This is a genomic window from Streptomyces sp. NPDC025618 (genome assembly GCF_055558795.1).
The window spans coordinates 49,705-73,861 of record NZ_JBVHLW010000014.1; the positions used below are offsets into that span (position 1 = coordinate 49,705).

The window sequence follows — 24,157 nt, forward strand, 5'->3', positions numbered from 1 at the left end:
CTTCACGGAGCAGGCACCAGCCCTCTGGCTGAAGGAGTCCGCCCCATGGCCCCGTTCACCGGCTCCGCCCCCCGCACCGCGAAATGGCAGCACCTGCGCCTGGAGGTCGACGCCGGCGTCGCCACCGTCACCCTCTGCCGCCCCGGCAAGCTCAACGCCCTCACCTTCGGCGCCTACGCGGACCTGCGCGACCTGCTGCCCGAGCTCGCGCGCGACGGCGGCGTACGGGCCCTCGTCCTCGGCGGCGAGGGCCGCGGCTTCTGCTCCGGCGGAGACGTCGAGGAGATCATCGGCGCCACCCTGGCCATGGACACCGGCAGCCTCCTCGACTTCAACCGGATGACCGGACAGGTCGTGCGCGCCTTGCGCGAGTGCCCGTTCCCCGTGATAGCCGCCGTGCACGGCGTCGCGGCGGGCGCCGGCGCCGTCCTCGCGCTCGCCGCGGACTTCCGCGTCGCCGACCCCACCGCCCGCTTCGCCTTCCTCTTCACCAGGGTCGGCCTCTCCGGCGGCGACATGGGCGCCGCCTATCTCCTGCCCCGCGTCGTCGGCCTCGGCCACGCGACCCGGCTGCTGATGCTCGGCGAGCCCGTACGCGCCGAGGAGGCCGAACGGATCGGCCTCATCAGCCAATTGACCGAGGAGGGCGGCGCCGCCGCGGCGGCCCGGTCGCTCGCCCACCGCCTCGCCGCCGGACCCGCCCTCGCCCACGCCCAGACCAAGGCCCTGCTCACCGCCGAGCTCGACATGCCCCTCGCCGCGGCCGTCGAGCTCGACGCCGCCACCCAGGCGCTGCTGATGAACAGCGCCGACTACGCCGAGTTCCACGCCGCGTTCACCGAGAAGCGGCCACCGGTCTGGCGCGGGCGGTGAGCATGCGGGTCGCGGTCATCGGCGGCGGCCCCGGCGGCCTCGGCGCCGCCGCCCTGCTGAAACGTCTCGCCCCCGACCGCCGGATCACCCTCTGGGAGCGCAACGCCCCCGACGACACGTTCGGCTTCGGGGTCGTCCTTTCCGACGAGACGCTCGGCGGCATCGAGACCGCCGACCCGGCCGTCCACGCCGCCCTGTGCGAGGAGTTCGTCCGCTGGGACGCCATCGACATCGTGCACCGCGGCCGCACCCTCACCTCCGGCGGCCACGGCTTCGCCGCCCTCGGCCGCCACCGGCTGCTGGAGATCCTCCACGCCCGCTGCCGCGAGCTCGGCGTCGACCTCCGCTTCCGTACCGAGGCGCCGCCCGCCGCGGAACTGGCCCGCTCCCACGACCTCGTCATCGCCGCCGACGGGGTGCACAGCACCACACGCGATTCCCACCGCGAATACTTCCACCCCGCTCTCACCACACACCGCTGCCGCTACATCTGGCTCTCCGCCGATTTCGCGCTCGACGCCTTCCGCTTCGAGATCGCCGAGACCGAGCACGGGCTGATGCAGCTCCACGCCTACCCCTACGCCCGCCCCACCGGCGACAGGCCCGGCGCGAGCACCGTCATCGTCGAGATGCGCGAGGAGGTCTGGCGGCGCGCCGGGCTCGACCGCTGCGACGAGGCCACCTCCGTCGAACGCTGCGGCGCCTATTTCGCCGGCCTCCTCCAGGGCCGCCCCCTGCGCGCCAACCGCTCCTCCTGGACCGCCTTCCGCACGGTCACCAACGCCCGCTGGTCCCACGGCAACACCGTGCTCCTCGGCGACGCCGCCCACACCGCCCACTTCTCCATCGGCTCCGGCACCAAGCTCGCCGTCGAGGACGCCGTCGCCCTCGCCGCCCACCTCCAGGGCGACACCCCGGTCACCGAGGCCCTCGCGGCGTACGAGGCCGAGCGCCGACCTGTCGTGGAGTCCACCCAGCGGGCCGCCCGCGCCAGCCTCGAATGGTTCGAGGACCTCGCCGTCCACGTGGGCCGCCCGCCCCGCCGGTTCGCCTTCGACCTCCTCACCCGCAGCCGCCGCGTCACCCACGACAACCTCCGCCTGCGCGACGCGGATTTCGTCGCCTCGGTGGAGGAGGAGGCGGGCATACCTCCCGGCACGCCGCCGATGTTCACCCCCTTCCGGCTGCGCGGGCTGACTCTGCGCAACCGCGTCGTCGTCTCGCCCATGGACATGTACTCCGCCGTCGACGGCACCCCAGGCGACTTCCACCTCGTCCACCTCGGCGCCCGCGCCCTCGGCGGCGCCGGGCTGGTGATGACCGAGATGGTCTGCGTCAGCCCCCGCGGGCGCATCACCCCCGGCTGCACGGGCCTGTACGCGCCGGAGCACGAGAGCGCCTGGCGCCGGATCACCGGCTTCGTGCACACCCAGGCGCCCGGCACGGCCATCGGCGTCCAGCTCGGCCACTCCGGGCGCAAGGGCTCCACCCGGATCCAGTGGGAAGGCATCGACCAGCCGCTGCCGCACGGCAACTGGCCCGTCGTCGCCCCCTCCGCCCTGCCCTACCGGCCCGGCGTCAACCAGGTGCCGCACGCCCTGACCGCCACGGAAATGGCCGTCATCCGCGAACAGTTCGTCCGCGGTGCCCAAGCGGCCGCCCGCGCGGACTTCGACCTCCTCGAACTCCACTGCGCGCACGGCTATCTGCTCTCCAGCTTCCTCTCCCCGCTCACCAACTCGCGCACCGACGCCTACGGCGGCACCCTCACCGCCCGGCTGCGCTACCCCCTGGAGGTCTTCGACGCGGTCCGCTCCGTCTGGCCCGCCGGCCGGCCCATGACCGTACGGATCTCCGCCACCGACTGGGCGGACGGCGGGACGACCGGCGAGGACGCCGTCGGGATCGCCCGCGCCTTCGCCGCTCACGGCGCCGACGCCGTCGACGTCTCCACCGGCCAGGTGGTCCCCGGCGAACAGCCCGCGTACGGCCGCTCCTACCAGACGCCCTTCGCCGAGCGGATCCGCCACGAGGCGGGCGTCCCGGTGATCGCGGTGGGCGCCATCTCCTCCTGGGACGACGTCAACTCCCTGATCCTCGCCGGCCGCGCCGACCTCTGCGCCCTCGCCCGCCCCCACCTCTACGACCCGCACTGGACCCTGCACGCGGCCGCGGAGCAGGGCTACGAGGGCGCCTCCGCGCCGTGGCCCGCCCCCTACCGCGCGGGCAGCCGGAGGCCGCCGACGGGGCGGGGGACGTAGGCCGCGTCCACCTCCCCTATGCCAGAGCCGCGTCCACGAACCGCGCCCCCGCCGCGCGCAGCCGCGCGTGCAGCCCCGCGAAGACGCGCGCGGACCGCACCCCCGGCCAGTCCGCCGGGAGCAGCGACGGCGGCAGCCCCGGGTCCGCGTAGGGGAGCCGGCGCCAGGAGTCCAGGGCGAGCAGGTGGTCGCGGTACGCCTCCTGCGGCGGTACGGTCCGGCGCCGTGCCCACCGGTGGAGCACGGGCTCGTGCGCGGTCAGGAAGGCGCGGTGCCGCCCGGCCAGCGACTCCAGGTCCCACCACCGGGCCACCGCCTCCGCCGTCGGCTCGAAGCCGAGGTGGCAGCCGCGGAACAGGTCGACGTAGGAGTCCAGTTCGAGGCGTTCCAGGGTGTGCCGGGTCTCCTCGTGGACGTGCGCGGGCGCGATCCACACCCCGGGCGCGGCCGCGCCGAAGCCCAGCCGGGCCAGCCGGGAGCGCAGCAGGTGCCGCTTGTGCCGCTCCTGCTCGGGCACCGAGAAGACGGCCAGCAGCCAGCCGGAGGCCGGGCGCGTGGTCGCGCGGCCGTAGATGCGCCGGTCGCCGTCGTCGAGCAGTTGCCGGGCCGCGTCGGACAGCCCGTATCCCGCCGTGCCCTGCGGGGTGCGCCCCGCGACGAGCAGCCCGCGGCGTTTGAGCCGTGAGACGGCGGACCGCACCGAGGGCGCGTCCACGCCCACGGTGGCCAGCAACCGGATCAGTGCCGCGATCGGCACGGTGCGGCCGGCCGGCTGTTCGGCGCGGGTGCGACCGTACGCGCCGTAGAAAGTGACGATGAGGGACCGAGGAGTGTGGGGTGGTTGCTGGTCAGTCACGGGGAAACTGTAAAGCTCCGGTACGCAGTCGGAAGCGCTGGAGCTTGCCGGTGGGCGTGCGGGGAAGGGCATCGTGGAACTCGATCTCGCGAGGGCACTTGTACGGGGCGATCTCCTTTTTGGTGAACTCCCTGAGCTCCTCCGCGGTTTCCGCGGTGCGGGGCGCGCCCGGCCGCAGCACCACGTGGGCGACGACGGCCTCGCCCCGCCGCTCGTCCGGCCGTCCGACGACGGCCGCCTCCAGCACCTGCGGATGGCGCAGCAGCGCCTCCTCGACCTCGGGGCCCGCGATGTTGCGGCCCGCCGAGATGATCATGTCGTCGGCGCGGGCGACATAGCGGAAGTAGCCGTCGGGCTCGCGGACATAGGTGTCACCGGTGAGGTTCCAGCCGTCCCGTACGTACGCGCGCTGCCGGTCGTCGGCGAGGTAGCGGCAGCCGGTGGGACCGCGCACGGCCAGCAGCCCCGGTTCGCCGTCCGGCACGGGCCGTCCGTCCGCGCCGACGACGCGCGCCTCGTAACCGGGCACCGGCACTCCGGTGGTGCCGGGGCGGGCGTCCTCGTCGGCGGCGGAGATGAAGATGTGCAGCATCTCGGTGGCGCCGATGCCGTTGATGAGCCGCAGGCCGGTGGCCCGCCGCCAGGCGTGCCAGAGCGCGGCCGGCAGGTGCTCGCCCGCGGAGACGCACCGGCGCAGGGACGAGATGTCGTAGGCGCCCAGCTGGGCGAGCATGGCGCGGTAGGCGGTCGGCGCGGTGAACAGCACGGAGACGCCGTGCCGTTCGATGTCCTCCAGCAGCCGCTCGGGGCCGTGCCAGTCGGCGAGCAGCGTCGAGGCGCCCGCCCGCAGCGGGAAGACCACCAGGCCGCCGAGGCCGAAGGTGAAGCCGAGCGGCGGACTGCCCGCGAAGATGTCGGAGGGGCGGGGCCGCAGCACCCGCGCGGAGAAGGTGTCGGCGATCGCGAGCACGTCCCGGTGGAAGTGCGCGCAGCCTTTGGGCCGTCCGGTGGTGCCGGAGGTGAAGGCGATCAGGGCGACGTCGTCGGCGGAGGTCTCGACAGCCGCGTACGATGAGGGTTTGTCCGCGGCCAGCCGCAGAAGGTCGCCGGGTGTGCTTCCGCCGTACGGCGTGACCCGTAAGGAGGACACGGACGCCCGTTCCAGGTCCGCCAGCGATCCGCTGTCGCACAACGCGTGCCGTATCCGGGCCAGTTCGCAGACGGTCGCCAGCTCCCGCGGGCGGTGCGCGGCGAGCACGGTCACCGCCACGGCCCCCGCCTTCATCACGGCCAGCCAGCAGGCCGCCAGCCAGGGCGTGGTGGGGCCGCGCAGCAGCACGCGGTTGCCGGGCACCACACCGAGGTCGCCGGTGAGCGTGTGGGCGATCCGGTCGACGTTTTCCCGCAGTTCGCCGTACGACCAGACGCCGCCCGCCCCGTCGCGCACGGCGGGACGGTCCGCGCCCAGCCGGTCCGCCGTCGCGTCCAGCAGCTCCGCGCCGCAGTTGAGCCGGGCGGGGTAGCGCAGCGGGGGAGAGTCCGCCAGGTCGAAGCGGAGCACGGGCCACTGGCCGGCGGGCGGGAGGTGGTCGCGGGGGAAAGTGTCGGCGTGGGCCGACGGCTCGAACTCCATCGCCGGAACGCCCCCTCGTGCCGAGGAATGGGATGGACGGGGTCTTGCCAGCCGTACGGATCCGCTGTCAGCGTAGCGAGTCGGTGACGGCAGTCAACACAGCGCGATAAGTGACCGAGCGGACCGGGAAGGAGGCGGCCGGTGGCCCCTTCGTTCGCCCTCGACCCGGAACAGCGCGCCTGGTGCGCGGAGCTGCGGGCTCTCGCCGCGCGACGGCTGCGCCCCCTCGCCGCCGCGGGCGAGCCCGGCCGCGTCAACCGCCCGCTCGTCGCCGCCCTCGGTGAACTCGGGCTCCTGGCACGCCTCTTCCCGGCGGACCGGCCCGTGCGCGCCATGGACCTGTGCCTGCTGCGCGAATCGCTGGCCATGGAGTGCACGGAGGCGGAGACGGCCCTCGCCCTCCAGGGCCTGGGGGCGGCGCCGCTCGCCCGGTACGGCAGCGGGGCGCAGCGCTCGCGGTGGCTGCCCGAGGTGGTGGCGGGCCGGGCCGTCGCCGCGTTCGCGCTGAGCGAGCCGGGCGCGGGTTCGGACGCCGCCGCCCTGGAGCTGCGGGCCGAACCCGACGGGCGCGGCTGGCGGCTGACGGGGGAGAAGTGCTGGATCTCCAACGCCCCCGGGGCCGATCTCCACACCGTCTTCGCCCGCACCGGCCCCGGCGCCCGCTCCCGGGGCATCACGGCCTTCCTCGTGCCCGGCGGCCGGCCGGGCCTGGGCGGGTGCCCGCTGGAGATGCTGAGCCCGCATCCGGTCGGCACGCTCACCTTCGACGGGGTGCGGGCGGAGCCGGAGGACGTCGTCGGGGAGGTGGGCGGCGGCTTCCGCGTGGCGATGGGCACGCTGGAGGTGTTCCGGCCGAGCGTGGGGGCGTTCGCCGTCGGTATGGCCCGCGCCGCGCTGGCCGCGGCCGTGGACCACGCGGGCGGACGGCAGGCGTTCGGCGGCCTGTTGAAGGACCTCCAGGCTGTCTCCCACCAGCTCGCCGAGATGGCCACCAGGACCGAGGCCGCGGCCCTCCTGGTGTACGCGGCGGCCGCGGCCATCGACACGGGCGAGCCCGGTGTGGCGGCCCGCTCGGCGATGGCCAAGCTGTTCGCCACGGAGACCGCGCAGTACGTGGTGGACGCCGCCGTCCAGATCCACGGCGCCCGCGCGCTGCGGCGCGGCCACCTCCTCGAACACCTCTACCGCGAGGTCCGCGCGCCGCGCGTCTACGAGGGCGCCACGGAGGTCCAGCGCACCGTCATCGCGAAGGAGCTCTACCGATGAACCCACCGCCCCCGCCGGACCCGGACGCGGCCCTGTGCCGGATCAACCCCGGCGAGCTGTCGCCCCCCTCCGGCTTCACCCACGCGGTGACGGCGACCGGCGGGCGGCTGGTGTTCCTCGCCGGGCAGACGGCGCTCGACGGTGACGGCCGGGTGGTGGCGGGCGGGCTGCCGGAGCAGTTCGCGCGGGCGCTGGCCAATCTCCTCACCGCCCTGCGCGCGGCCGGCGGCGCGCCGCACCACCTCGCCCGCGTCACCGTCCACACCACCGATGTCGCGGCCTACCGAGCCCACGCCGCCGAACTCGGCCGCGTCTGGCGCCGGTCCGCGGGCCGGGACTATCCGGCCATGGCGGTCGTCGGCGTGACCCGGCTCTGGGACGAGACGGCGCTGGTCGAGATCGACGGCATCGCCGTCCTGCCGTAGCCGGGCCGTCAGCTCCCGCCCTCCGCCGCCGCGCGCTCCTCGCGGGCCGCGGCGAAGCCGCGCAGCCAGGCGGCCCGCAGCGGGTCCCCGGGCCCGTACGGGCAGTCGCCGGTCCCCTCCCCGAGCTCGAAGGCCAGCCGGCCCTCCTTGAGCGCCACCACCAACTCGGCACGTGTCGCCACGCGGTCCACTCCCCCTCCTGTCCACCGGGCCCGGGCCGTCCTAGATGTCGCGGAAGATCTCGATCTGCGCGCCGATCGAGTTGAGCCGCTCCGCGAGGTCCTCGTAGCCGCGGTTGATCACATAGACGTTGCGCAGCACCGATGTGCCCTCGGCCGCCATCATCGCCAGCAGGACGACCACGGCGGGGCGCAGCGCGGGCGGGCACATCATCTCGGCGGAGCGCCAGCGGGTCGGTCCCTCGACGAGCACGCGGTGGGGGTCGAGGAGCTTGACGTCGGCGCCGAGGCGGTTGAGGTCGGTGAGATAGATGGCACGGTTGTCGTAGACCCAGTCGTGGATGAGGGTCTGCCCCTGCGCCGCGGCGGCGATGGCCGCGAAGAACGGCACGTTGTCGATGTTGAGGCCGGGGAACGGCATCGGGTGGATCTTGTCGATCGGCGCCCGCAGCTTGGAGGGGCGCACGGTCAGGTCGAGCAGGCGCGTACGGCCGTTGTCCGCCGGGTATTCCGGGCTGCGCTCGTGGTCGAGGCCCATCTCCTCCAGGACGGCGAGCTCGATCTCCATGAACTCCACGGGGACGCGGCGGATCGTCAGCTCGGACTCGGTGACGACGGCGGCGGCGAGCAGGCTCATGGCCTCCACCGGGTCCTCGGAGGGCGCGTAGTCGACGTCCCGGTCGATGGTGGCCACGCCGTGCACGGTGAGGGTGGTGGTGCCGATGCCCTCGACCTTGACGCCGAGCTCCTCCAGGAAGAAGCAGAGGTCCTGGACCATGTAGTTGGAGCTGGCGTTGCGGATGACGGTGACGCCGTCGTGGCGGGCCGCGGCCAGCAGCGCGTTCTCGGTGACGGTGTCGCCGCGCTCGGTCAGCACGATCGCCCGGGTGGGTGCGACCGAACGGTCGACCTGCGCGTGGTAGGTGCCGTCGGTGGCGGTGACCTCGAGGCCGAAGTGGCGCAGGGCCGTCATGTGCGGCTGCACGGTCCGGGTGCCGAGGTCGCAGCCGCCCGCGTACGGGATCTTGAAGTGGTCCATGCGGTGCAGCAGCGGACCGAGGAACATGATCACGCTGCGGGTGCGGCGGGCGGCCTCGGTGTCCATCGCCGCGAGGTCGAGCTCGGTGGGCGGGACGATCTCCAGGTCGTTGCCGTCGTTGATCCAGCGGGCCCGGACGCCGATGCTGCCGAGGACCTCCAGGATCCGGTAGACCTCCTCGATCCGGGCGACCCGGCGCAGCGTCGTGCGGCCCGCGTTGAGGAGGGTCGCGCACAGCAGCGCCACACAGGCGTTCTTACTGGTCTTGACGTCGATGGCGCCGGAGAGACGGCGGCCGCCGACGACCCTCAGATGCATCGGTCCCGCGTAACCGAGGGAGACGATCTCGCTGTCCAGCGCTTCACCGATCCTGGCGATCATATCAAGGCTGATGTTCTGATTTCCCCGCTCGATGCGATTGACGGCGCTCTGGCTGGTGCCGAGCGCGTCGGCGAGCTGGGACTGCGTCCAGCCGCGGTGCTGCCGCGCGTCACGGATGAGCTTGCCGATGCGGGCGAGGTAGGCGTCTGTCATGAGTCAGACGGTATCTCAGATATGAGATTTCTTCCTGTGGGGGTCGTCGCCCGCCGCTGAGCTGCTGTGTTGTGTCGTATTCCTGACGGTCATTGCTTTCCCCATGTGACGGAGGACCAGACACCGCCGTCGCTCCTTTCCCACCCGCCGGGCGCATCGCCCGCCGTCGCGAGCGGGGGTCCGCCTCCGTGCGCCGGGGCGGCCGTCCCGGCGCGGCCGCGACCGCCCGACATGCGCCCCCCGGCGCCCCCGTGCCACGCTGATCGGGGCGGGACCGGCTCACCGGCCCGCCCGATCCACCTCGTCGAGGAGGGCCGGCATGACCGACAGGGAACGCGACCCGCGGTACGTGGACGACATGACGGAGGAGACGCTCGGCGCGAAGGAGCAGGAGCGCCAGGAGCGCCAGCGTCAGCAGGAGCGGCAGCGCGGCAGGCGGGAAGGCGACGCGGGCTCGCGCGCCGGCCGGGATGGCTCCGACGACGACCGGTGACGGCCTGCCGGGGCGTATCGGGGCCAGCCGGGACATGACCGTGACGCGGCGATGTACTAGAGTTATCTCGACATCGAGATATCTGCCGAGAGGCGTACCGCTGTCGCGCCAGTAAGGCTTGCCTAACTAAGGCACACCTTAGCGGATTGGCGCGAACCCGTGACGGCAGGATTGCCGCAGTACGCGAATTCATGCATGAAGGAGACTGTCGTGTCGGCGAACAGCTTCGACGCCCGCAGCACGCTGCGCGTGGGCGACGAGTCGTACGAGATCTTCCGGCTGGACAAGGTCGAGGGCGCCGCGCGCCTTCCCTACAGCCTGAAGGTGCTGCTGGAGAACCTGCTCCGCACGGAGGACGGCGCGAACATCACCGCCGACCACATCCGCGCGCTGGGCAACTGGGACTCGCAGGCCCAGCCCAGCCAGGAGATCCAGTTCACGCCGGCCCGCGTGATCATGCAGGACTTCACCGGCGTGCCCTGCGTCGTGGACCTCGCCACCATGCGTGAGGCCGTCAAGGAGCTCGGCGGCGACCCGGCGAAGATCAACCCGCTGGCCCCGGCCGAGCTGGTCATCGACCACTCCGTCATCGCCGACAAGTTCGGCACGAAGGACGCCTTCGGCCAGAACGTCGAGCTGGAGTACGGCCGCAACAAGGAGCGCTACCAGTTCCTGCGCTGGGGCCAGACCGCCTTCGACGAGTTCAAGGTCGTCCCCCCGGGCACCGGCATCGTCCACCAGGTGAACATCGAGCACCTGGCGCGCACCGTCATGGTCCGGGGCGGCCAGGCGTACCCCGACACCCTCGTCGGCACCGACTCGCACACCACCATGGTCAACGGCCTGGGCGTGCTGGGCTGGGGCGTCGGCGGCATCGAGGCCGAGGCCGCGATGCTCGGCCAGCCGGTCTCCATGCTCATCCCGCGCGTCGTCGGCTTCAAGCTGACCGGCGAGCTGCCGGCCGGCACCACCGCCACCGACCTGGTGCTCACCATCACCGAGATGCTGCGCAAGCACGGCGTCGTCGGCAAGTTCGTCGAGTTCTACGGCGAGGGCGTCGCCGCCACCTCGCTGGCCAACCGCGCCACCATCGGCAACATGTCGCCGGAGTTCGGCTCCACCGCCGCGATCTTCCCGATCGACGGCGAGACGCTGAACTACCTCAAGCTCACCGGCCGCTCCGAGCAGCAGGTCGCGCTCGTCGAGGCGTACGCCAAGGAGCAGGGCCTGTGGCTGGACCCGGCCGCCGAGCCGGACTTCTCCGAGAAGCTGGAGCTGGACCTCTCCACCGTCGTCCCCTCCATCGCCGGCCCGAAGCGCCCGCAGGACCGCATCGTCCTGGCCGACGCCAAGGCCCAGTTCGAGCGTGACGTCCTCAACTACGTCTCCACCGCCGACGAGGCGGGCGAGGAGTCCTTCCCGGCCTCCGACGCCCCCGCCGCCGCCAACGGCGTGCCGAGCCGCCCGACCACGGTCACGGCCCCTGACGGCAGCACCTACGAGATCGACCACGGCGCCGTCACCGTCGCCGCGATCACCTCCTGCACCAACACCTCGAACCCCTACGTCATGGTCGCCGCCGCGCTCGTGGCCAAGAAGGCGGTCGAGAAGGGCCTGACCCGCAAGCCGTGGGTCAAGACCACCCTGGCCCCGGGCTCCAAGGTCGTCACCGACTACTTCGACAAGGCGGGCCTGACCCCCTACCTCGACAAGGTCGGCTTCAACCTCGTCGGCTACGGCTGCACCACCTGCATCGGCAACTCCGGCCCGCTGCCGGAGGAGGTCTCCAAGGCGGTCAACGAGCACGACCTGGCCGTCACCTCGGTGCTCTCCGGCAACCGCAACTTCGAGGGCCGGATCAACCCCGACGTCAAGATGAACTACCTCGCGTCCCCGCCGCTGGTCGTCGCGTACGCCCTCGCGGGTTCCATGAAGGTGGACATCACCAAGGACGCCCTCGGCACCGACACCGACGGCAACCCGGTCTACCTCAAGGACATCTGGCCCTCCGAGGCCGAGGTCAACGACGTCGTGGCCAACGCCATCGGCGAGGACATGTTCAACAAGTCCTACCAGGACGTCTTCGCGGGCGACGCCCAGTGGCAGGCGCTGCCGATCCCGACCGGCAACACCTTCGAGTGGGACGCCGAGTCCACCTACGTCCGCAAGCCCCCGTACTTCGAGGGCATGACGATGGAGACCACCCCGGTCTCCGACATCGCCGGCGCCCGCGTCCTGGCGAAGCTCGGCGACTCGGTCACCACCGACCACATCTCCCCGGCCGGTGCCATCAAGGCCGACACCCCGGCCGGCAAGTACCTCACCGAGCACGGTGTCGAGCGCCGTGACTTCAACAGCTACGGCTCGCGCCGCGGCAACCACGAGGTCATGATCCGCGGCACGTTCGCCAACATCCGCCTGCGCAACCAGATCGCGCCGGGCACCGAGGGCGGCTACACCCGTGACTTCACGAAGGACGGCGCCCCCGTCTCCTTCATCTACGACGCCTCGCGCAACTACATCGAGCAGGGCATCCCGCTGGTCGTCCTGGCCGGCAAGGAGTACGGCTCCGGCTCCTCCCGCGACTGGGCCGCCAAGGGCACCGCGCTGCTCGGCGTCAAGGCCGTCATCGCCGAGTCCTACGAGCGCATCCACCGCTCGAACCTCATCGGCATGGGCGTCCTGCCCCTGCAGTTCCCCGAGGGCGCCTCGGCCGAGTCGCTCGGCCTGACCGGCGAGGAGACCTTCTCCTTCACCGGTGTGGAGGAGCTGAACAACGGCACCACCCCGCGCACGGTCAAGGTCACCACCGACACGGGCGTGGAGTTCGACGCGGTCGTCCGCATCGACACCCCCGGTGAGGCCGACTACTACCGCAACGGCGGCATCATGCAGTACGTGCTGCGCTCGCTGATCCGCAAGTAAACGTTCAAGTAAGCGTTTCCGCACGGCCGGTTGAGGGCCGCACCCCGTTTCGTACGGGGTGCGGCCCTCGCCGCGTTTTCGGCAACCTCGCGAGCCACGCCAACTCGTAAGGGTGATAGGGGGGTTGGGGAAGTGTTGGCCATTTCTTTCCTGGTTAGTCTCCGGAAGGGGTCGATGCCGGGACGATGTCGCTCCCCAGGGAGGGAATTTCTATGGGAACCGCCATCACTTTCGGGGAGCTCGCGCGCCTTTCGGGCGAGGAGCTTCCCCAGCGGCTCGTGCTGTCGAGTGTGCTGTCGGCGGGATCCGACCAGCCGGTGTATCCGGCCATGGTGAAGTCCGACCACGGCACGACGGTCGCCTACGCCTGCCAGTACCGGCAGAACGCGGGAAGTCCTCCGCTCCTCGTCTTCCTGGGACTCGCGTCCCGGGACCCCGGCTATACGACGACGTGCATTCCCGCGGCCATCTCCAGTCATTGAGTCGTTCAGGCACTTAACGGAAGGGAAATGGAATGGACAACACCATCAGCTTCGAGGAACTCCACGACGTGGCGGGGGAGGTGCTGCCCGAGCGCACGGTCATGGGCATCATGGCCACCCCGCTCGGCTTCGGCGACCCGGACGGCGGCGGCGCCGGAGCGGGCGCGGGCAGCTCCAGCAGCAGCTCCGCGACGGCCGCGGGCGGCGGCGTCGTCGCCGTGCCCCCGAGCGACCACGGCACCACGATCCTCTCCAACTGCCAGTCCATCGACAGGCAGGGCACCCCGGGCCTCCTCGGCTCGCTCGGCCTCGGCTCCGAGAACCCCGCCGCCAACGTGACCTGCACCCCGGCGGCCATCTCCAGCCACTGATCGCATAGCGGTCCGTCGTGCGGCGCGCCACCCGCGCGCCGTACGCACGGGGGAGGACCGGGCGCGTCCGGTCCTCCCCCGCACTCTGTCCCCCTACGGAGAGCGCCCATGTCACTGCCCGCGCTGGTGCCCGGCACGGAACTGGTCGGCGAGTTCGAGGATTCCGGATACCGTGAGCCGCCCCACCTTGTCTGCCGCCCGGACGGGCAGGTCGTGCGCCTGCCGCCGCTGCTCTACCAGCTCGCCCGCCTGCTCGACGGGCAGCCCCTGGAGCACGTGGCCGAGCAGCTCAGCAGGGAGACGGGGCGGGGCTTCACCGCGGAGCACATCGTCTTCCTCATCGACAAGAAGCTCGTCCCGCTCGGCCTGACGACCTACAGCGACGGCTCACCGCCCCCGCCCACGCTGAAGAGCGACCCCTTCCTGGCCTTCCGCTTCCGGCTGGCGGTGCTGCCGCGGCGCGTCACGTGGTTCCTCTCCGGCCTCTTCGCCTGGCTGTTCCACCCGGTGCCGGTGCTCGCCGCTCTCGGCACGTTCGCCGGCGGCGAGACGTGGCTGTGGACGACCCAGGACACCGGAGCCGCGCTGCGGGCGGTCCTCTCCTCCCCGGCCGACGTGCTGCTCGTCGTCCTCCTGGCCATCGCCTCCTGCGTGTTCCACGAGATGGGCCACGGCGCGGCCTGCCGCTACGGAGGCGCCCGGCCGGGCCCGATGGGATGCGGCATCTATCTGGTGTGGCCCGCCTTCTACACCGACATCACCGATTCGTACCGGCTGGGGCGCGCCGGGCGGATCCGGGCCGACCTGGGCGGCGTGTATTTCAACGCGCTGTTCGTCCTCGGCCTGCTCGCGCTCTACGTGCCGACGGGCAGCCCGCTGCTCCTGGTGGCGATCCTCTCCGTCCACCTGGAGATGATCCAGCAGCTTCTTCCCACGCTGCGCTTCGACGGCTATTACATCGTCGCGGACCTGGTCGGCATCCCCGACCTCTTCAAATACATCGCGCCCATCCTGAAGCGCTTCGTGCTCCGCCGCCCGCAGGACGAACGGCTCCGGGCGCTCAAGCGGTGGCCGCAGATCGTCGTCGCGGTGTGGGTCATGTTCCTGGTGCCGGCCCTCACCCTCCAGCTGGGCATGGTGCTCGTCAACCTGCCCCAGCTGATCAGGTCCGACTGGCGGACCGCCGGTCTCCTGCTGACGCGTGCCGGCACGGCGGGCTTCCCGGTCCTCGGCACGGTCTCGGCGTGCCTCCAGATCGTGCTGCTCACCCTGCCCGTCGCCGGCCTGGCGCTCGCGCTGGGACGGCCCGCGCGGTCGCTGGTGCGCCTGGCCCTGCGCCGCCGCCGCGCCGCGTGAGGACGGGGCGCGGCCCGCAGCCATGGGCCGCGGGCCGCGCGGGGTTCAGCTGAGGTGATGAGCCGTCAGAACAGCATCCGGTACTGGTTCCAGCCCGAGTTGCCGATCTTCACCTTGTACTCGAACGGCTGGGACGCCTTGCCCGTGCCGCGGTAGAGCCACAGGGCGCCGTCGTTGTCGCGCGCGATCAGGTCGGACTTGCCGTCCTGGTCCACGTCACCGGTGGCCGCCAGCTTGTTGAACTGGTTCCAGCCGCCGCCGATACGCTGCTTGGTCTCGAAAGGCTTGGTGTAGTCGCCGGTGCCCTTGTAGAGCCACAGCACGCCGTCCTTGTCGCGGGCGACGATGTCGGTCTTGCCGTCACCGGTGAGGTCGCCGCGGCCCTGGATCTCGGTGTACTGGTTCCAGCCCGGACCGACCTTCTTACGGCCCGTCAGGGTGCCGTCGGGGTAGGCGAGATACAGCCACAGGACACCCTCGCGGTCACGGACCAGGATGTCGGACTCGGCCGCGCCGCCGAGGTTGCCCGGGGAGATGAACTGGTCGTACTGGCCCCAGTCGTCCGCGACGACCTTCGAGCTGTTCGCGGTGGCGTAGATGATGTTCTGGTCGTTGTCCCGGACGTAGAGGGCCTCGCTCAGGCCGTCGCGGTCGTTGTCGACCCGCGCCGCGGCGTTGATCCTGCCCCAGTTGCCGGTGACGAACTCCTTGGGCGTGATACCGCCCTTGCCGTCGGGCCAGTAGAAGTAGAGGTCGTCGTTGTTGACGGCGCTCAGCGGGAAGAACGGCGCGTCGGCGGAGGGGCCGTCGGCCTTGACCTTGCTGCGCGGGGCGGCCAGGTGCGGGGCGGCCGGCTTGGGGGCCTGAGCGCCCGACTTGGGGTAGTCGCCGGACTTCGCCTCGCCGCGCAGCGCCTCGAAGCGGTGCTTGGCGGAGGTGTCGGCGGAGAGCTTCGCCGCCGACTTGGCCGCGCCCGAGGCGGGGGCGGCCGAGGGGCCGTCGGCCAGGGCCGTGCCGGCGGTGGTGCCGAGCACGGCGGCGGCTATGGCCGCGGTCGCGACGCGACGCACGGCGCGCGAACGGCCGGGGAGTTGAGCCACGTGGGTCTCCAGGAGGTCTCAGGTGAAGAACGGCGGGCCCGGTCCGGGCCCGCCGCAGAGACTCCATGATCTTTCACATTTTCTTTACCTGTCAATCACTATGTGGGGATCTCGGGCCGATCAGCTCGATCTCAGCGAGTGTGCTCTCACCGGCCACCGTCTCCAGGCGGTAGTGCCGGAAGAAGCCCGGTGTGCGCACCGAGAACACCCGGGTCTGCCGGTCCCAGGCGAAGGACTCGCCGACGCGCCGGTCGACCTCCGTCCAGGTCTCGCCGTCCGTCGACCCCTTGAGCACCCAGCCGCCCGGAGCCTTGGTGCGGTCGGCCGACGTGAGGGTGTACGAGGTCACGCGCGAGCCGGAGGGCACCTCCAGTGGGGTCACGGTGAACGTCGCCTCCGTGGCCGAGGTGTTGTCCGTGAGCGCCGACGTGCCCGGGGCCGTCAGGTCGCCCTCCGGCTCCGGCACCGCGTCGCCCTGGGTGAGGGAGGTGGGCCCCGCGTCGCGGCCGCTGCCCCACGACGACGGCCGGGGGCCCATGGTGAACTCCAGCGTCCCGCCGTTCGCGACCACGGAGTGCGGGAGCGCCGTGGAGTCCCACTTCTCGCCGTTCACCCGCAGGCCCTGCACATAGAAGTTCCTGGCGCTGTTGCCCGGCGCCTTCACGACCAGGTCGCGCCCGTTCTCCAGATGGACGGTGGCCTGCGTGAACAGCGGCGAGCCGATCGCGTACTCCCCGCTGCCCATCACCAGCGGATAGAAGCCGAGGGCGCTGAAGACGTACCACGCCGACATCTCGCCGTTGTCCTCGTCGCCCGGGTAACCCTGGCCGATCTCGCTGCCGAGGTAGAGGCGGGACAGCACCTCGCGGACCTTCTGCTGCGTCCGCCAGGGCCGGCCGGTCGCGTCGTACATGTAGGCGATGTGGTGCGAGACCTGGTTGCTGTGGCCGTACATCCCCATGCGCACGTCCCGGGCCTCGGTCATCTCGTGGATGACCCCGCCGTAGGAACCGGCGAACTCCGGCGAGCCGGTCTCGGGCGTGGCGAAGAAGGTGTCGAGCTTCTTCGCGAGGCCCGCCCGGCCGCCGTAGAGGTTGGCCAGGCCCCGGGTGTCCTGCGGGGCGTGGAAGGCGAAGTTCCAGCCATTGGTCTCGGTGTAGTCGTTGCCCCAGACGCGCGGGTCGTAACTCCGGGGCGGCAGCCGCCAGGTGCCGTCCGGGCCCTTGCCCTGGAAGAAGCCGACGCCGGGGTCGAAGAGCTTGACGTAGTTCCGGGCGCGGTTCATGAAATAGGCGGACTCGTCGCGGTAGTGCTCCTTGTGGGTCTTCGCGTAGAGCGCCTGGCCCATCCGCGCGATCCCGTAGTCGTTGAGATAGCCCTCCAGCGCCCAGGACATGCCCTCCCGCGTCGTGGTGCTGGTGTAGCCGAGAAAGACGGAGGTCTCCATGCCCTTGCGGCCCACGCCGGGGTTGGGCGGCGCCACCGTGGCGTTCTTCAGCGCCGCCGCGTACGCCGCCTCCGCGTCGAAGCGGACGCCCTTGGCGTAGGCGTCGGCGAAGGCGACGTCCGAACTGGTGCCGGTCATCAGGTCGGCGTAGCCGGGGGAGGACCAGCGGGAGATCCAGCCGCCGTCCTTGTACTGCTGGACGAAGCCGTCGACGAGCTTCCCCGCCCGTTTCGGGGTCAGCAGGGCGTACGCGGGCCAAGTGGTGCGGTAGGTGTCCCAGAAGCCGTTGTTGACGTAGACCTCGCCGTCGACGATCTTCGCGCCGGTACGGGTCGGGGTGGGCTCGCCGGCGGGCGGGCTGAAGGGGCTGGCGTAGCGGCTGTGGGGGTGCGCGGCGGAGCCGGTGTTCTCGAAGCCCGAGTTGGGATAGAGGTAGAGGCGGTAGAGGTTCGAATAGAGCGTGGTGAGCTGGTCCCGGCTCGCGCCCTTGACCTCGATCCGGCCCAGGACGTCGTCCCACGCGGCGCGGGCGCGGTCGTGGACCTCGTCGAAGGAGGTGCCGGCGGGGATCTCCTGGCCGAGGTTGGCCTTCGCCTGGTCGACGCCGATGAGGGAGGTCGCGATGCGCAGCGTCACCGTGTGGTCCTGGCCCGGCTTGAAGCGCAGATAGCCGGTGACGCCGTCACCCCGGGTGCCCTCGTCGTCCGCGCGGCGCGTGCCGTCCGGGTCGGCCGAGCTGATCGCGCTCGACGGGAGGTCGGGCGGGCCGCCGAGCTTGCCGCTCGCGGTGACGGGCGCGTCGAAGACGCCGTAGACGAAGAGCCGTCCGGCGCCGGTGGAGAGCCCGCTGCGCACATCGGAGTAGCCGGTGATCACGCCGTGGCCGGGATCGAGCGTCAGCCCTCCCTGGTCCCGGACGTTGTCAAGGATGACGCTGGCGTTCTCACCCGGAAAGGTGAAACGCATCAGGGCCGCGTGGTCGCTGGGGACGATCTCGGCCTTCAGCCCGTTGTCGAAGGTGACGCCGTAGTAGTGCGGCTTCGCGATCTCATGGGAGTGGTGGAAGGGGAGCGCGCGGGCCGTCCGCCCGGCGTCCGGGGTGCCGGTGGCGGCCGACGGCATCACCTGGAAGGTCTGCCGGTCGCCCATCCAGGGGCTCGGCTCGTGACTGGCGCTGAACGCCTGGATGGCGGGGAGGTTGTCGGCGTTGTTCGCGGCGGCGTACTGATAGAGCCAGTCCGTCGAGCCGGCGTTGGTGACGGGGGTCCAGAAGTTGAAGCCATGGGGGAGGGCGGTGGCGGGGAAGGTGTTGCCGCGGGAGAAGGTCGAGCTGGAATGCGTGCCACGCGTGGTGAGGGCGTAGTCGGCCAGGTGCGCCGCGGGCTTCTCCGCGGGCGCGGGGGCGAGCGAGATGTCGTCCACCCAGCCGCGGAATTTCGCCGGGCCGGCCGGCGAGTCGTAGGCGATGAGCACCCGGGCCACGGTCTTGCCCGCGGCGACCGCGCCGATCCGCGACTCCTTGGCGTTCCACTGGTTGACGTAGAGGGTCTTGGACTCGGCCTGGCCCTGCGGTGTGAGGCGCGCGCCGTCCTGGTCGACGGCGCCCAGCTCGCTGAGATAGGTGCCGTCGGTGAAGGCGAGGTCGAGCGCGGCGTGGGTGGCCGGATAGCGCGGGTCGGCCTCCGGCATCGAGGGGAAGATCTTGTAGGAGAGCCGGGTCTCGGGGGTGACCGCGACCCGCACGGCGAAGATCTTGTTGTAGGCGTACGCGTGGCCGGTGGCCTGGTGCCTGCCGCCGTAGCGCAGGGCGTGGGTGCCGGTGAAGCCGGCGCGCGGCTTGGCCGTCGGCGAGCCGGTGGGCCCGCTGTCGACGTAGCTGCGCATGTCCGGGGGCGGCGGGCCGCCGGTGTCCGCGGTCGCCAGCTGGAGCTCGGCCAGCTGGGTGATGCCGTCCCCGTTGTTGCGGGTGATGTCCAGCCGGTACTGCCGGTAGGAGGTGCTGTTGGTGAAGGAGAACTCCTTGGTCTGGAGGCGCTTTTCGAAGAGGACGTCCCTGCGGTCGTCCAGCACCGTCCAGCTGTGTCCGTCGTCGGAGCCCTTGAGCGTCCAGTCCCTGGGGTCCCGGCCTGGGGCGTCGTTGGCGGAGGTCAGCGCGTAGCGCACGGCCGTGACGGGCTCGGACAGCTCGAATCCGAGCCAGGGCGTCCGCTCGAAGGTGAGCCACTTGGTCGTGGGCTCGCCGTCGATCAGGTTCTCCTTGACCTCTCCGGCCCCGGCGTTCTCCCCGCTCGCCCGGACGGCGGTGACCTTGTCGGTGATGTTGCCGGGGATGCCCGCCGCGTCGCTGCCGTCTATCCCGGCGGCCCGCCGCCGCCCGTCGGGCCCGGTCTCCACGGCATTGCGCCAATCGGGCTGCGGCTCGCCCGGCTCGAAGGAGGAGCTGAAGCGCTGCGCGGCGGCCGCCGGGGCCGGCGCGGCGGCCCCGTACGGAGTCTGAGTGGCCGTCACCACGAGAGTGGCGGCGAGGAGGGCCAGGGGCCGGGTGAGTGTACGCCATCGGTGGCGGAACCCCTGTCGCTGACTCTGCCGCATCCCTTGCCTCTCCACGAATCCGACAACGTTGTCAACCGAGTCGCGCAGAAATAAGTAGGGCGTGAGACGCCAGTGGTGTCAAGGGTCCGGATGTTGGTGTCGTCGCGGGGGCGGCGTAGGTTGAGGAGGTCTCAACTCGGGAAAGACTGACGGTCAAAGCCGCTTTCGATCTTGCCCAGTTGATGTGAAGTGGACTATACCTGTCGGCGTCCGGGGCGGCCGCAGGCCGCCGCGGCGGATCCGGGGGAGAGCGGCGGACGGGGGCTGCCGTGGGGGCGGCACCGATCCCGGCGCACACCCAGCACACCAAGCTTCAACTGACCTGCGGTGTCGGGACCTTCGTCCTTGGCCGGTTCGCACGTGCGCGAGGGAAAGACCGCCACACCGCCTGAGTCCTGGAGAAGGCGAGGACTTGAGCATGGGATCCACATCGGAATTCAGCCGGAGAGATCTGGTCAAGCGGACCGCGGCACTGGGTCTGATCGCGGTGCCGTCGATGAGTGTGCTCACCGCGTGTGCCACCGGCGGCGGCAGCGACGACAAGAGCAAGGACAAGGGCGAGCAGGGCAAGAAGTCGGAGAAGAATCCGCTCGGCGTCAAGAACGGTGCGCCGCTCGACGCGTTCATCTTCAAGGGCGGCCTGGGCGATCAGTACGCCAAGGACGCCGAGGCGGATTACAAGGCCACGTACGGAGCCGAGGTCAAGCACACCGGCACCCAGCAGATCGGCCCCAAGCTCCAGCCCCGCTTCGCCGGTGGCAATCCGCCGGACGTCATCGACAACTCCGGCGCCGACCACCTGGACATGAACAAGCTCTCCTCGCAGGGGCAGTTGCTCGACCTCACCCCGCTGCTCGACGCGGCCTCGCCGGACGATCCCGCGAAGAAGGTCCGGGACATCCTCTATCCGAGCGCCATCGAGAAGGGCAAGCACAAGGACGCCTTCGACGTCCTCTATTACGCCTTCACCGTCTATGGCACCTGGTATTCCCAGAAGCTGCTGTCGGACAAGGGATGGACGTACCCGAAGTCCCTCGACGACATGATCAAGCTCTGCGAGGAGATCAAGAAGGCGGGCATCGCGCCCTGGACCTACCCCGGGAAATACCCCTACTACGTCCACTTCAACATCTTCCCGCAGATCGCCAAGATCGGCGGTCTGGACAAGTGGATCGCGATCGACAATCTGGAGCCCAACGCCTGGACCTCCAACGACGCGGTCAAGCAGGTCATCGGGCACTACGAGGAACTCGCCGCCAAGGGGTATTTCCTGGGGGGCAGCCAGGGCCTGACCCATATCCAGGCCCAGACCGCCTGGACCAAGGGCAAGGCCGTCTTCATCCCCAACGGCTCCTGGGTGGAGAACGAGGCGACCCCGACCACCCCCAAGGACTTCGGCATGGCCGTCGGCCCGCTCTTCGACGGCGGCTCCGGCGACAAGATGCCGCACGGCGCGGTGCGCGCCGAGCCCAGCGAGCCCTTCATCGTCGCCAAGGGAGGCAAGAACCCCACGGGCGGCATGGAATTGCTGCGCATCATGCTCTCCAAGAAGCACGCGCAGAACTTCGCGCAGAAGGTCCATTCCCTGACGAGCAACATGCAGGGTGCCGAGGGGGCCTCGCTCTCCCCGGGCCTGGCCTCGGCGGCGCAGGCCGTCAAGGCCGCGGGCGGCAACCAGAACCTGCTGATGATCCAGCTGCAGGAGTGGTACCCCAAGCTGACGGACGAGAAGATGGGCGGCCTGACCAGCCAGTTGCTCACCGGTGACCTCAAGGCCGCCGAGTGGATCAAGAAGACGCAGCAGTACGCGGACGAGTTCGCCAAGGACAGCTCCGTCACCAAGTTCCACCGGTCGGCCTGACGGGTCCGGCGGCCGATGAGAAAGGGCCGGGAGGCAGCATGCAGCACGGCAAGTACCGGTTCATCGCGGGGTTCCTGGCCCTGCCGCTGGCGGTCTACGCGATCTTTGTGATCTCGCCGTTCGTCCAGGCGTTCCAGATCGCGATGACCGACTGGAGCGGGCTCAAGGGCGCGGCGAAATATATCGGGTTCGACAACTACGACAAGCTCGTGCACAGCGACGAATTCTGGAACGCGCTCAAGCACAACGTCATCATGCTGGTGCTCGTGCCCATCGTGACGCTGGCGCTCGGCCTGTTCTTCGCCTTCATGCTCAATGTCGGCGGCAAGGCCCGGCGGGGCGCGGTGGTCACCGGGGTGCGGGGCTCGAAGTTCTACAAATTCGTCTTCTTCTTCCCGCAGGTCATCTCCATCACCATCATTTCGGTGATCTGGTTCAACATCTACAACCCAGATCCCTCGGACGGCATGCTCAACTCCCTGCTGGGGGCCGTGGGCCTGGACTCCTTGCAGAGCGCCTGGCTGGGGGAGAAGAGCATCGCGCTGGCCTGCATCATGCTCGTGATGGTCTGGGCGAACGTCGGCTTCTATGTGGTCCTCTTCTCGGCCGCCATGGCCTCCATCCCGCGGGACATCTACGAAGCGGCGCTGCTGGACGGCGCCGGCCGCGCCCACACCTTCTTCCGGATCACCCTGCCGCTGCTGTGGGACACCGTGCAGACCGGCTGGGTCTACATGGGCATCATCGCGATGGACGCCTTCGCGCTGGTGCAGATCATGTCGGTGAACATGGGCGGCCCGGACGGCGCGACGGACGTCGTCCCGCTGCGGCTCTATCAAACCGCTTTCCGCGACAGCCAATTCGGCTACGCGTCGGCCATGGGCATCGCGATGCTCATCGTGACTCTGCTGTTCGCCGTGCTCACCATGCGCTTCGCGCGTCGTGAGCGGATCGAGTTCTAGGGGTACGCCGAATGACGACGGAAGCAGGCGCGGTGCCCGCGAAGGAAACGGCCGAGGCCGGGCGGCGGGGCGGGCGGGGCGCCGAGCGCCGCCGCCCCGAGGGCGCGGTGCTGAATGTCTTCTCGCACGGCATTCTCGTCCTCTGGGCGGTCATGGTCGGCCTGCCGCTGATCTGGGTGCTGTGGAGTTCCTTCAAGAGCAGCGGTGACATCCTCAGCTCGCCGTGGTCGCTGCCGCGCTCGTTCCACTTCGAGAACTGGGCGCACGCCTGGGAGCGGGCGAGCATCGGCCGGTATTTCGCCAACACCATCATCGTCGTGGGGTGTTCGGTCGTCGGCACGATGGTGCTCGGGTCGATGGCGGGCTATGTGCTGGCCCGCTTCACCTTCCCCGGAAACCGCTTCATCTACTACCTCTTCGTGGCCGGGATGTCCTTCCCGGTCTTCATGCTGGTCATCCCGCTCTTCTTCGTGCTGCGGGACTTCCCCGGCGTGTCCCTGCTGGCGACGTATCCCGGGCTGATCCTGGTCTACATCGCCTTCTCGCTGCCGTTCACCGTCTTCTTCATGACGGCCTTCTTCCGTACGCTGCCGACCTCGGTCGCCGAGGCCGCCATGATCGACGGGGCCTCGCACACCCGGACGTTCTTCCAGGTCATGCTCCCGATGGCCAAGCCGGGCCTGATCAGCATCGGCATCTTCAATTTCCTGGGCCAGTGGAACCAGTACCTCCTGCCCATGGTCCTCAATCAGAACGAGCACCACTACGTCCTGACGCAGGGCCTCGCCCAGATCGCCCTCCAGCAGGGCTACGACGGGGACTGGGGCGGTCTGATGGCCGGCATGGTGATCGCCATGCTGCCGGTCCTCGTCGTCTATTTCCTCTTCCAGCGGCAGGTCCAGGCGGGCCTGACGGCGGGTGCGCTGAAGTAGCCGCCGGGGGCTGTGCCGCCGCCCGGCCGGCCGTCAGTGGAGGGTGAACCAGACCGCCTTGCCGGGGCCCTGCGCGGCCGGGCGGACGCCCCAGGATCTCGCGCAGCTGTCGATGAGGGTGAGCCCGCGGCCGGACTCGTCGTACCGGCCCGCGGTGACGCGGACCGGGATCTCGGGGCTGGTGTCGTGCACATCGACCCGCAGGACGCCGGCGCGGCAGCTGAGGTCCACGGTCACCGGGGATTTGGTGTGCACCACGCCATTGGTGACCAGCTCCGTGACCAACAGGCAGGCGGTATCGGCGAGATCGAGGCGGCCGTGGCGCTGCAGCGCGAGCCGCAGGGAGCTGCGCACGACGCTGATCATCCACGGCTGGGCAGGGATCCGGAGTGTGTACCACCAGTCCGCGGTGGCCAGTTGGGGGTCCTCGCACATTGTGGGCTCCGTTCGGGGGGAAACAGGAGGGGCATCAAGAGTGGGATGGGATCGACCGCGAGTGCATAAATTCGGTGCGCTTTCGTCCCTGTGAGTGACTGTGCTCACCGGGTGTGTGCAGGCAGACTCTCTGCC

The 24,157-nt window shown here is 70.7% G+C and carries 19 protein-coding genes; 12 read left to right on the forward strand and 7 right to left on the reverse strand.

Annotated elements, in window-relative coordinates; all coding sequences use genetic code 11:
- Positions 1-45 precede the first annotated feature (45 nt).
- Entirely contained in the window at positions 46-873 is an 828-nt protein-coding gene (locus tag ACZ4A5_RS15080) for an enoyl-CoA hydratase family protein (protein WP_467582791.1), read from the forward strand.
- A gap of 2 nt (positions 874-875) precedes the next feature.
- Positions 876-3,134: a bifunctional salicylyl-CoA 5-hydroxylase/oxidoreductase gene (locus ACZ4A5_RS15085; protein WP_467582956.1), complete on the forward strand. Its 2,259-nt coding sequence runs from the start codon at positions 876-878 to the stop codon at positions 3,132-3,134.
- Between the two features lie 16 nt (positions 3,135-3,150).
- On the opposite strand, the gene ACZ4A5_RS15090 is transcribed toward ACZ4A5_RS15085, so the two are convergent.
- Both ACZ4A5_RS15090 and ACZ4A5_RS15095 read right to left on the reverse strand, forming a co-directional pair.
- Positions 3,151-3,990 (reverse strand): PaaX family transcriptional regulator, encoded by an 840-nt coding sequence (locus ACZ4A5_RS15090; RefSeq protein ID WP_467582794.1) that lies wholly within the window; start codon positions 3,988-3,990, stop codon positions 3,151-3,153.
- Entirely contained in the window at positions 3,983-5,623 is a 1,641-nt protein-coding gene (locus ACZ4A5_RS15095; protein WP_467582797.1) for an AMP-binding protein, read from the reverse strand. Before ACZ4A5_RS15095 ends, ACZ4A5_RS15090 begins: the two co-directional genes overlap by 8 nt.
- Positions 5,624-5,764: 141 nt before the next feature.
- On the opposite strand from ACZ4A5_RS15095, the gene ACZ4A5_RS15100 reads away from it, so the two are divergent.
- Both ACZ4A5_RS15100 and ACZ4A5_RS15105 read left to right on the forward strand, forming a co-directional pair.
- Positions 5,765-6,889 carry an acyl-CoA dehydrogenase family protein gene (locus tag ACZ4A5_RS15100; protein WP_467582800.1) on the forward strand — a complete coding sequence of 375 codons (1,125 nt, stop codon included), beginning with the start codon at positions 5,765-5,767 and terminating at the stop codon, positions 6,887-6,889.
- Positions 6,886-7,314: a RidA family protein gene (locus ACZ4A5_RS15105; protein ID WP_467582804.1), complete on the forward strand. Its 429-nt coding sequence runs from the start codon at positions 6,886-6,888 to the stop codon at positions 7,312-7,314. The genes ACZ4A5_RS15100 and ACZ4A5_RS15105 overlap by 4 nt, the downstream gene beginning before the upstream one ends.
- Before the next feature lie 8 nt (positions 7,315-7,322).
- Here the strand turns inward: ACZ4A5_RS15105 and ACZ4A5_RS15110 are convergent, their stop codons facing one another.
- Complete coding sequence (locus ACZ4A5_RS15110) at positions 7,323-7,496, reverse strand: Rmf/CrpP fold protein (RefSeq protein WP_467582807.1); 174 nt, start codon at positions 7,494-7,496, stop codon at positions 7,323-7,325.
- A 40-nt stretch (positions 7,497-7,536) separates the two neighbouring features.
- Positions 7,537-9,066 carry a helix-turn-helix domain-containing protein gene (locus tag ACZ4A5_RS15115; protein ID WP_366005277.1) on the reverse strand — a complete coding sequence of 510 codons (1,530 nt, stop codon included), beginning with the start codon at positions 9,064-9,066 and terminating at the stop codon, positions 7,537-7,539.
- 319 nt (positions 9,067-9,385) lie between these two features.
- Here ACZ4A5_RS15115 and ACZ4A5_RS15120 point away from each other — a divergent pair, with 319 nt between their 5' ends.
- From ACZ4A5_RS15120 to ACZ4A5_RS15140, 5 genes are all read left to right on the forward strand, one after another.
- Entirely contained in the window at positions 9,386-9,559 is a 174-nt protein-coding gene (locus ACZ4A5_RS15120) for a hypothetical protein (protein ID WP_467582811.1), read from the forward strand.
- A 210-nt stretch (positions 9,560-9,769) separates the two neighbouring features.
- The gene (gene acnA, locus ACZ4A5_RS15125) at positions 9,770-12,484 is read left to right on the forward strand and encodes an aconitate hydratase AcnA (protein ID WP_467582814.1); all 2,715 of its coding nucleotides are present in this window, start codon (positions 9,770-9,772) and stop codon (positions 12,482-12,484) included.
- A 212-nt stretch (positions 12,485-12,696) separates the two neighbouring features.
- Positions 12,697-12,966, forward strand: a complete 270-nt coding sequence (locus tag ACZ4A5_RS15130) for a hypothetical protein (RefSeq protein ID WP_467582817.1) — start codon at positions 12,697-12,699, stop codon at positions 12,964-12,966.
- Positions 12,967-12,998: 32 nt separating this feature from the next.
- Positions 12,999-13,337, forward strand: coding sequence for a hypothetical protein (locus tag ACZ4A5_RS15135; RefSeq protein WP_467582820.1), 339 nt, complete (start codon positions 12,999-13,001; stop codon positions 13,335-13,337).
- Positions 13,338-13,445: 108 nt separating this feature from the next.
- Positions 13,446-14,693, forward strand: a complete 1,248-nt coding sequence (locus tag ACZ4A5_RS15140) for a hypothetical protein (RefSeq protein ID WP_467582823.1) — start codon at positions 13,446-13,448, stop codon at positions 14,691-14,693.
- A gap of 65 nt (positions 14,694-14,758) precedes the next feature.
- On the opposite strand, the gene ACZ4A5_RS15145 is transcribed toward ACZ4A5_RS15140, so the two are convergent.
- Both ACZ4A5_RS15145 and ACZ4A5_RS15150 read right to left on the reverse strand, forming a co-directional pair.
- The gene (locus ACZ4A5_RS15145) at positions 14,759-15,793 is read right to left on the reverse strand and encodes an FG-GAP repeat domain-containing protein (RefSeq protein ID WP_467582826.1); all 1,035 of its coding nucleotides are present in this window, start codon (positions 15,791-15,793) and stop codon (positions 14,759-14,761) included.
- Between the two features lie 91 nt (positions 15,794-15,884).
- Complete coding sequence (locus ACZ4A5_RS15150) at positions 15,885-19,832, reverse strand: GH92 family glycosyl hydrolase (RefSeq protein ID WP_467582829.1); 3,948 nt, start codon at positions 19,830-19,832, stop codon at positions 15,885-15,887.
- A gap of 418 nt (positions 19,833-20,250) precedes the next feature.
- On the opposite strand from ACZ4A5_RS15150, the gene ngcE reads away from it, so the two are divergent.
- Genes ngcE through ACZ4A5_RS15165 form a run of 3 tightly spaced genes read left to right on the forward strand, consistent with a single transcriptional unit; the run spans position 20,251 to position 23,587 of the window.
- Positions 20,251-21,693, forward strand: a complete 1,443-nt coding sequence (ngcE, locus tag ACZ4A5_RS15155) for an N-acetylglucosamine/diacetylchitobiose ABC transporter substrate-binding protein (RefSeq protein WP_467582831.1) — start codon at positions 20,251-20,253, stop codon at positions 21,691-21,693.
- A gap of 38 nt (positions 21,694-21,731) precedes the next feature.
- A complete protein-coding gene (locus tag ACZ4A5_RS15160) occupies positions 21,732-22,655 on the forward strand; it encodes a carbohydrate ABC transporter permease (protein WP_398870784.1) in 924 nt (307 codons plus the stop codon).
- 11 nt (positions 22,656-22,666) lie between these two features.
- A complete protein-coding gene (locus ACZ4A5_RS15165; RefSeq protein ID WP_467582834.1) occupies positions 22,667-23,587 on the forward strand; it encodes a carbohydrate ABC transporter permease in 921 nt (306 codons plus the stop codon).
- A 33-nt stretch (positions 23,588-23,620) separates the two neighbouring features.
- Here the strand turns inward: ACZ4A5_RS15165 and ACZ4A5_RS15170 are convergent, their stop codons facing one another.
- A complete protein-coding gene (locus ACZ4A5_RS15170; RefSeq protein ID WP_467582837.1) occupies positions 23,621-24,022 on the reverse strand; it encodes an ATP-binding protein in 402 nt (133 codons plus the stop codon).
- Positions 24,023-24,157: the final 135 nt, after the last annotated feature.

Excerpts from the sequence above, each read along its gene's own strand:
- ACZ4A5_RS15080 (WP_467582791.1), top strand. The coding sequence starts at position 46 with ATGGCCCCGTTCACCGGCTCCGCCCCCCGCACCGCGAAATGGCAGCAC.
- ACZ4A5_RS15085 (WP_467582956.1), top strand. The coding sequence starts at position 876 with ATGCGGGTCGCGGTCATCGGCGGCGGCCCCGGCGGCCTCGGCGCCGCC.
- ACZ4A5_RS15095 (WP_467582797.1), bottom strand. The coding sequence starts at position 5,623 with ATGGAGTTCGAGCCGTCGGCCCACGCCGACACTTTCCCCCGCGACCAC.
- ACZ4A5_RS15105 (WP_467582804.1), top strand. The coding sequence starts at position 6,886 with ATGAACCCACCGCCCCCGCCGGACCCGGACGCGGCCCTGTGCCGGATC.
- ACZ4A5_RS15115 (WP_366005277.1), bottom strand. The coding sequence starts at position 9,066 with ATGACAGACGCCTACCTCGCCCGCATCGGCAAGCTCATCCGTGACGCG.
- ACZ4A5_RS15120 (WP_467582811.1), top strand. The coding sequence starts at position 9,386 with ATGACCGACAGGGAACGCGACCCGCGGTACGTGGACGACATGACGGAG.
- ACZ4A5_RS15130 (WP_467582817.1), top strand. The coding sequence starts at position 12,697 with ATGGGAACCGCCATCACTTTCGGGGAGCTCGCGCGCCTTTCGGGCGAG.
- ACZ4A5_RS15135 (WP_467582820.1), top strand. The coding sequence starts at position 12,999 with ATGGACAACACCATCAGCTTCGAGGAACTCCACGACGTGGCGGGGGAG.
- ACZ4A5_RS15140 (WP_467582823.1), top strand. The coding sequence starts at position 13,446 with ATGTCACTGCCCGCGCTGGTGCCCGGCACGGAACTGGTCGGCGAGTTC.
- ACZ4A5_RS15150 (WP_467582829.1), bottom strand. The coding sequence starts at position 19,832 with ATGCGGCAGAGTCAGCGACAGGGGTTCCGCCACCGATGGCGTACACTC.
- ngcE (WP_467582831.1), top strand. The coding sequence starts at position 20,251 with ATGGGATCCACATCGGAATTCAGCCGGAGAGATCTGGTCAAGCGGACC.
- ACZ4A5_RS15160 (WP_398870784.1), top strand. The coding sequence starts at position 21,732 with ATGCAGCACGGCAAGTACCGGTTCATCGCGGGGTTCCTGGCCCTGCCG.
- ACZ4A5_RS15165 (WP_467582834.1), top strand. The coding sequence starts at position 22,667 with ATGACGACGGAAGCAGGCGCGGTGCCCGCGAAGGAAACGGCCGAGGCC.
- ACZ4A5_RS15170 (WP_467582837.1), bottom strand. The coding sequence starts at position 24,022 with ATGTGCGAGGACCCCCAACTGGCCACCGCGGACTGGTGGTACACACTC.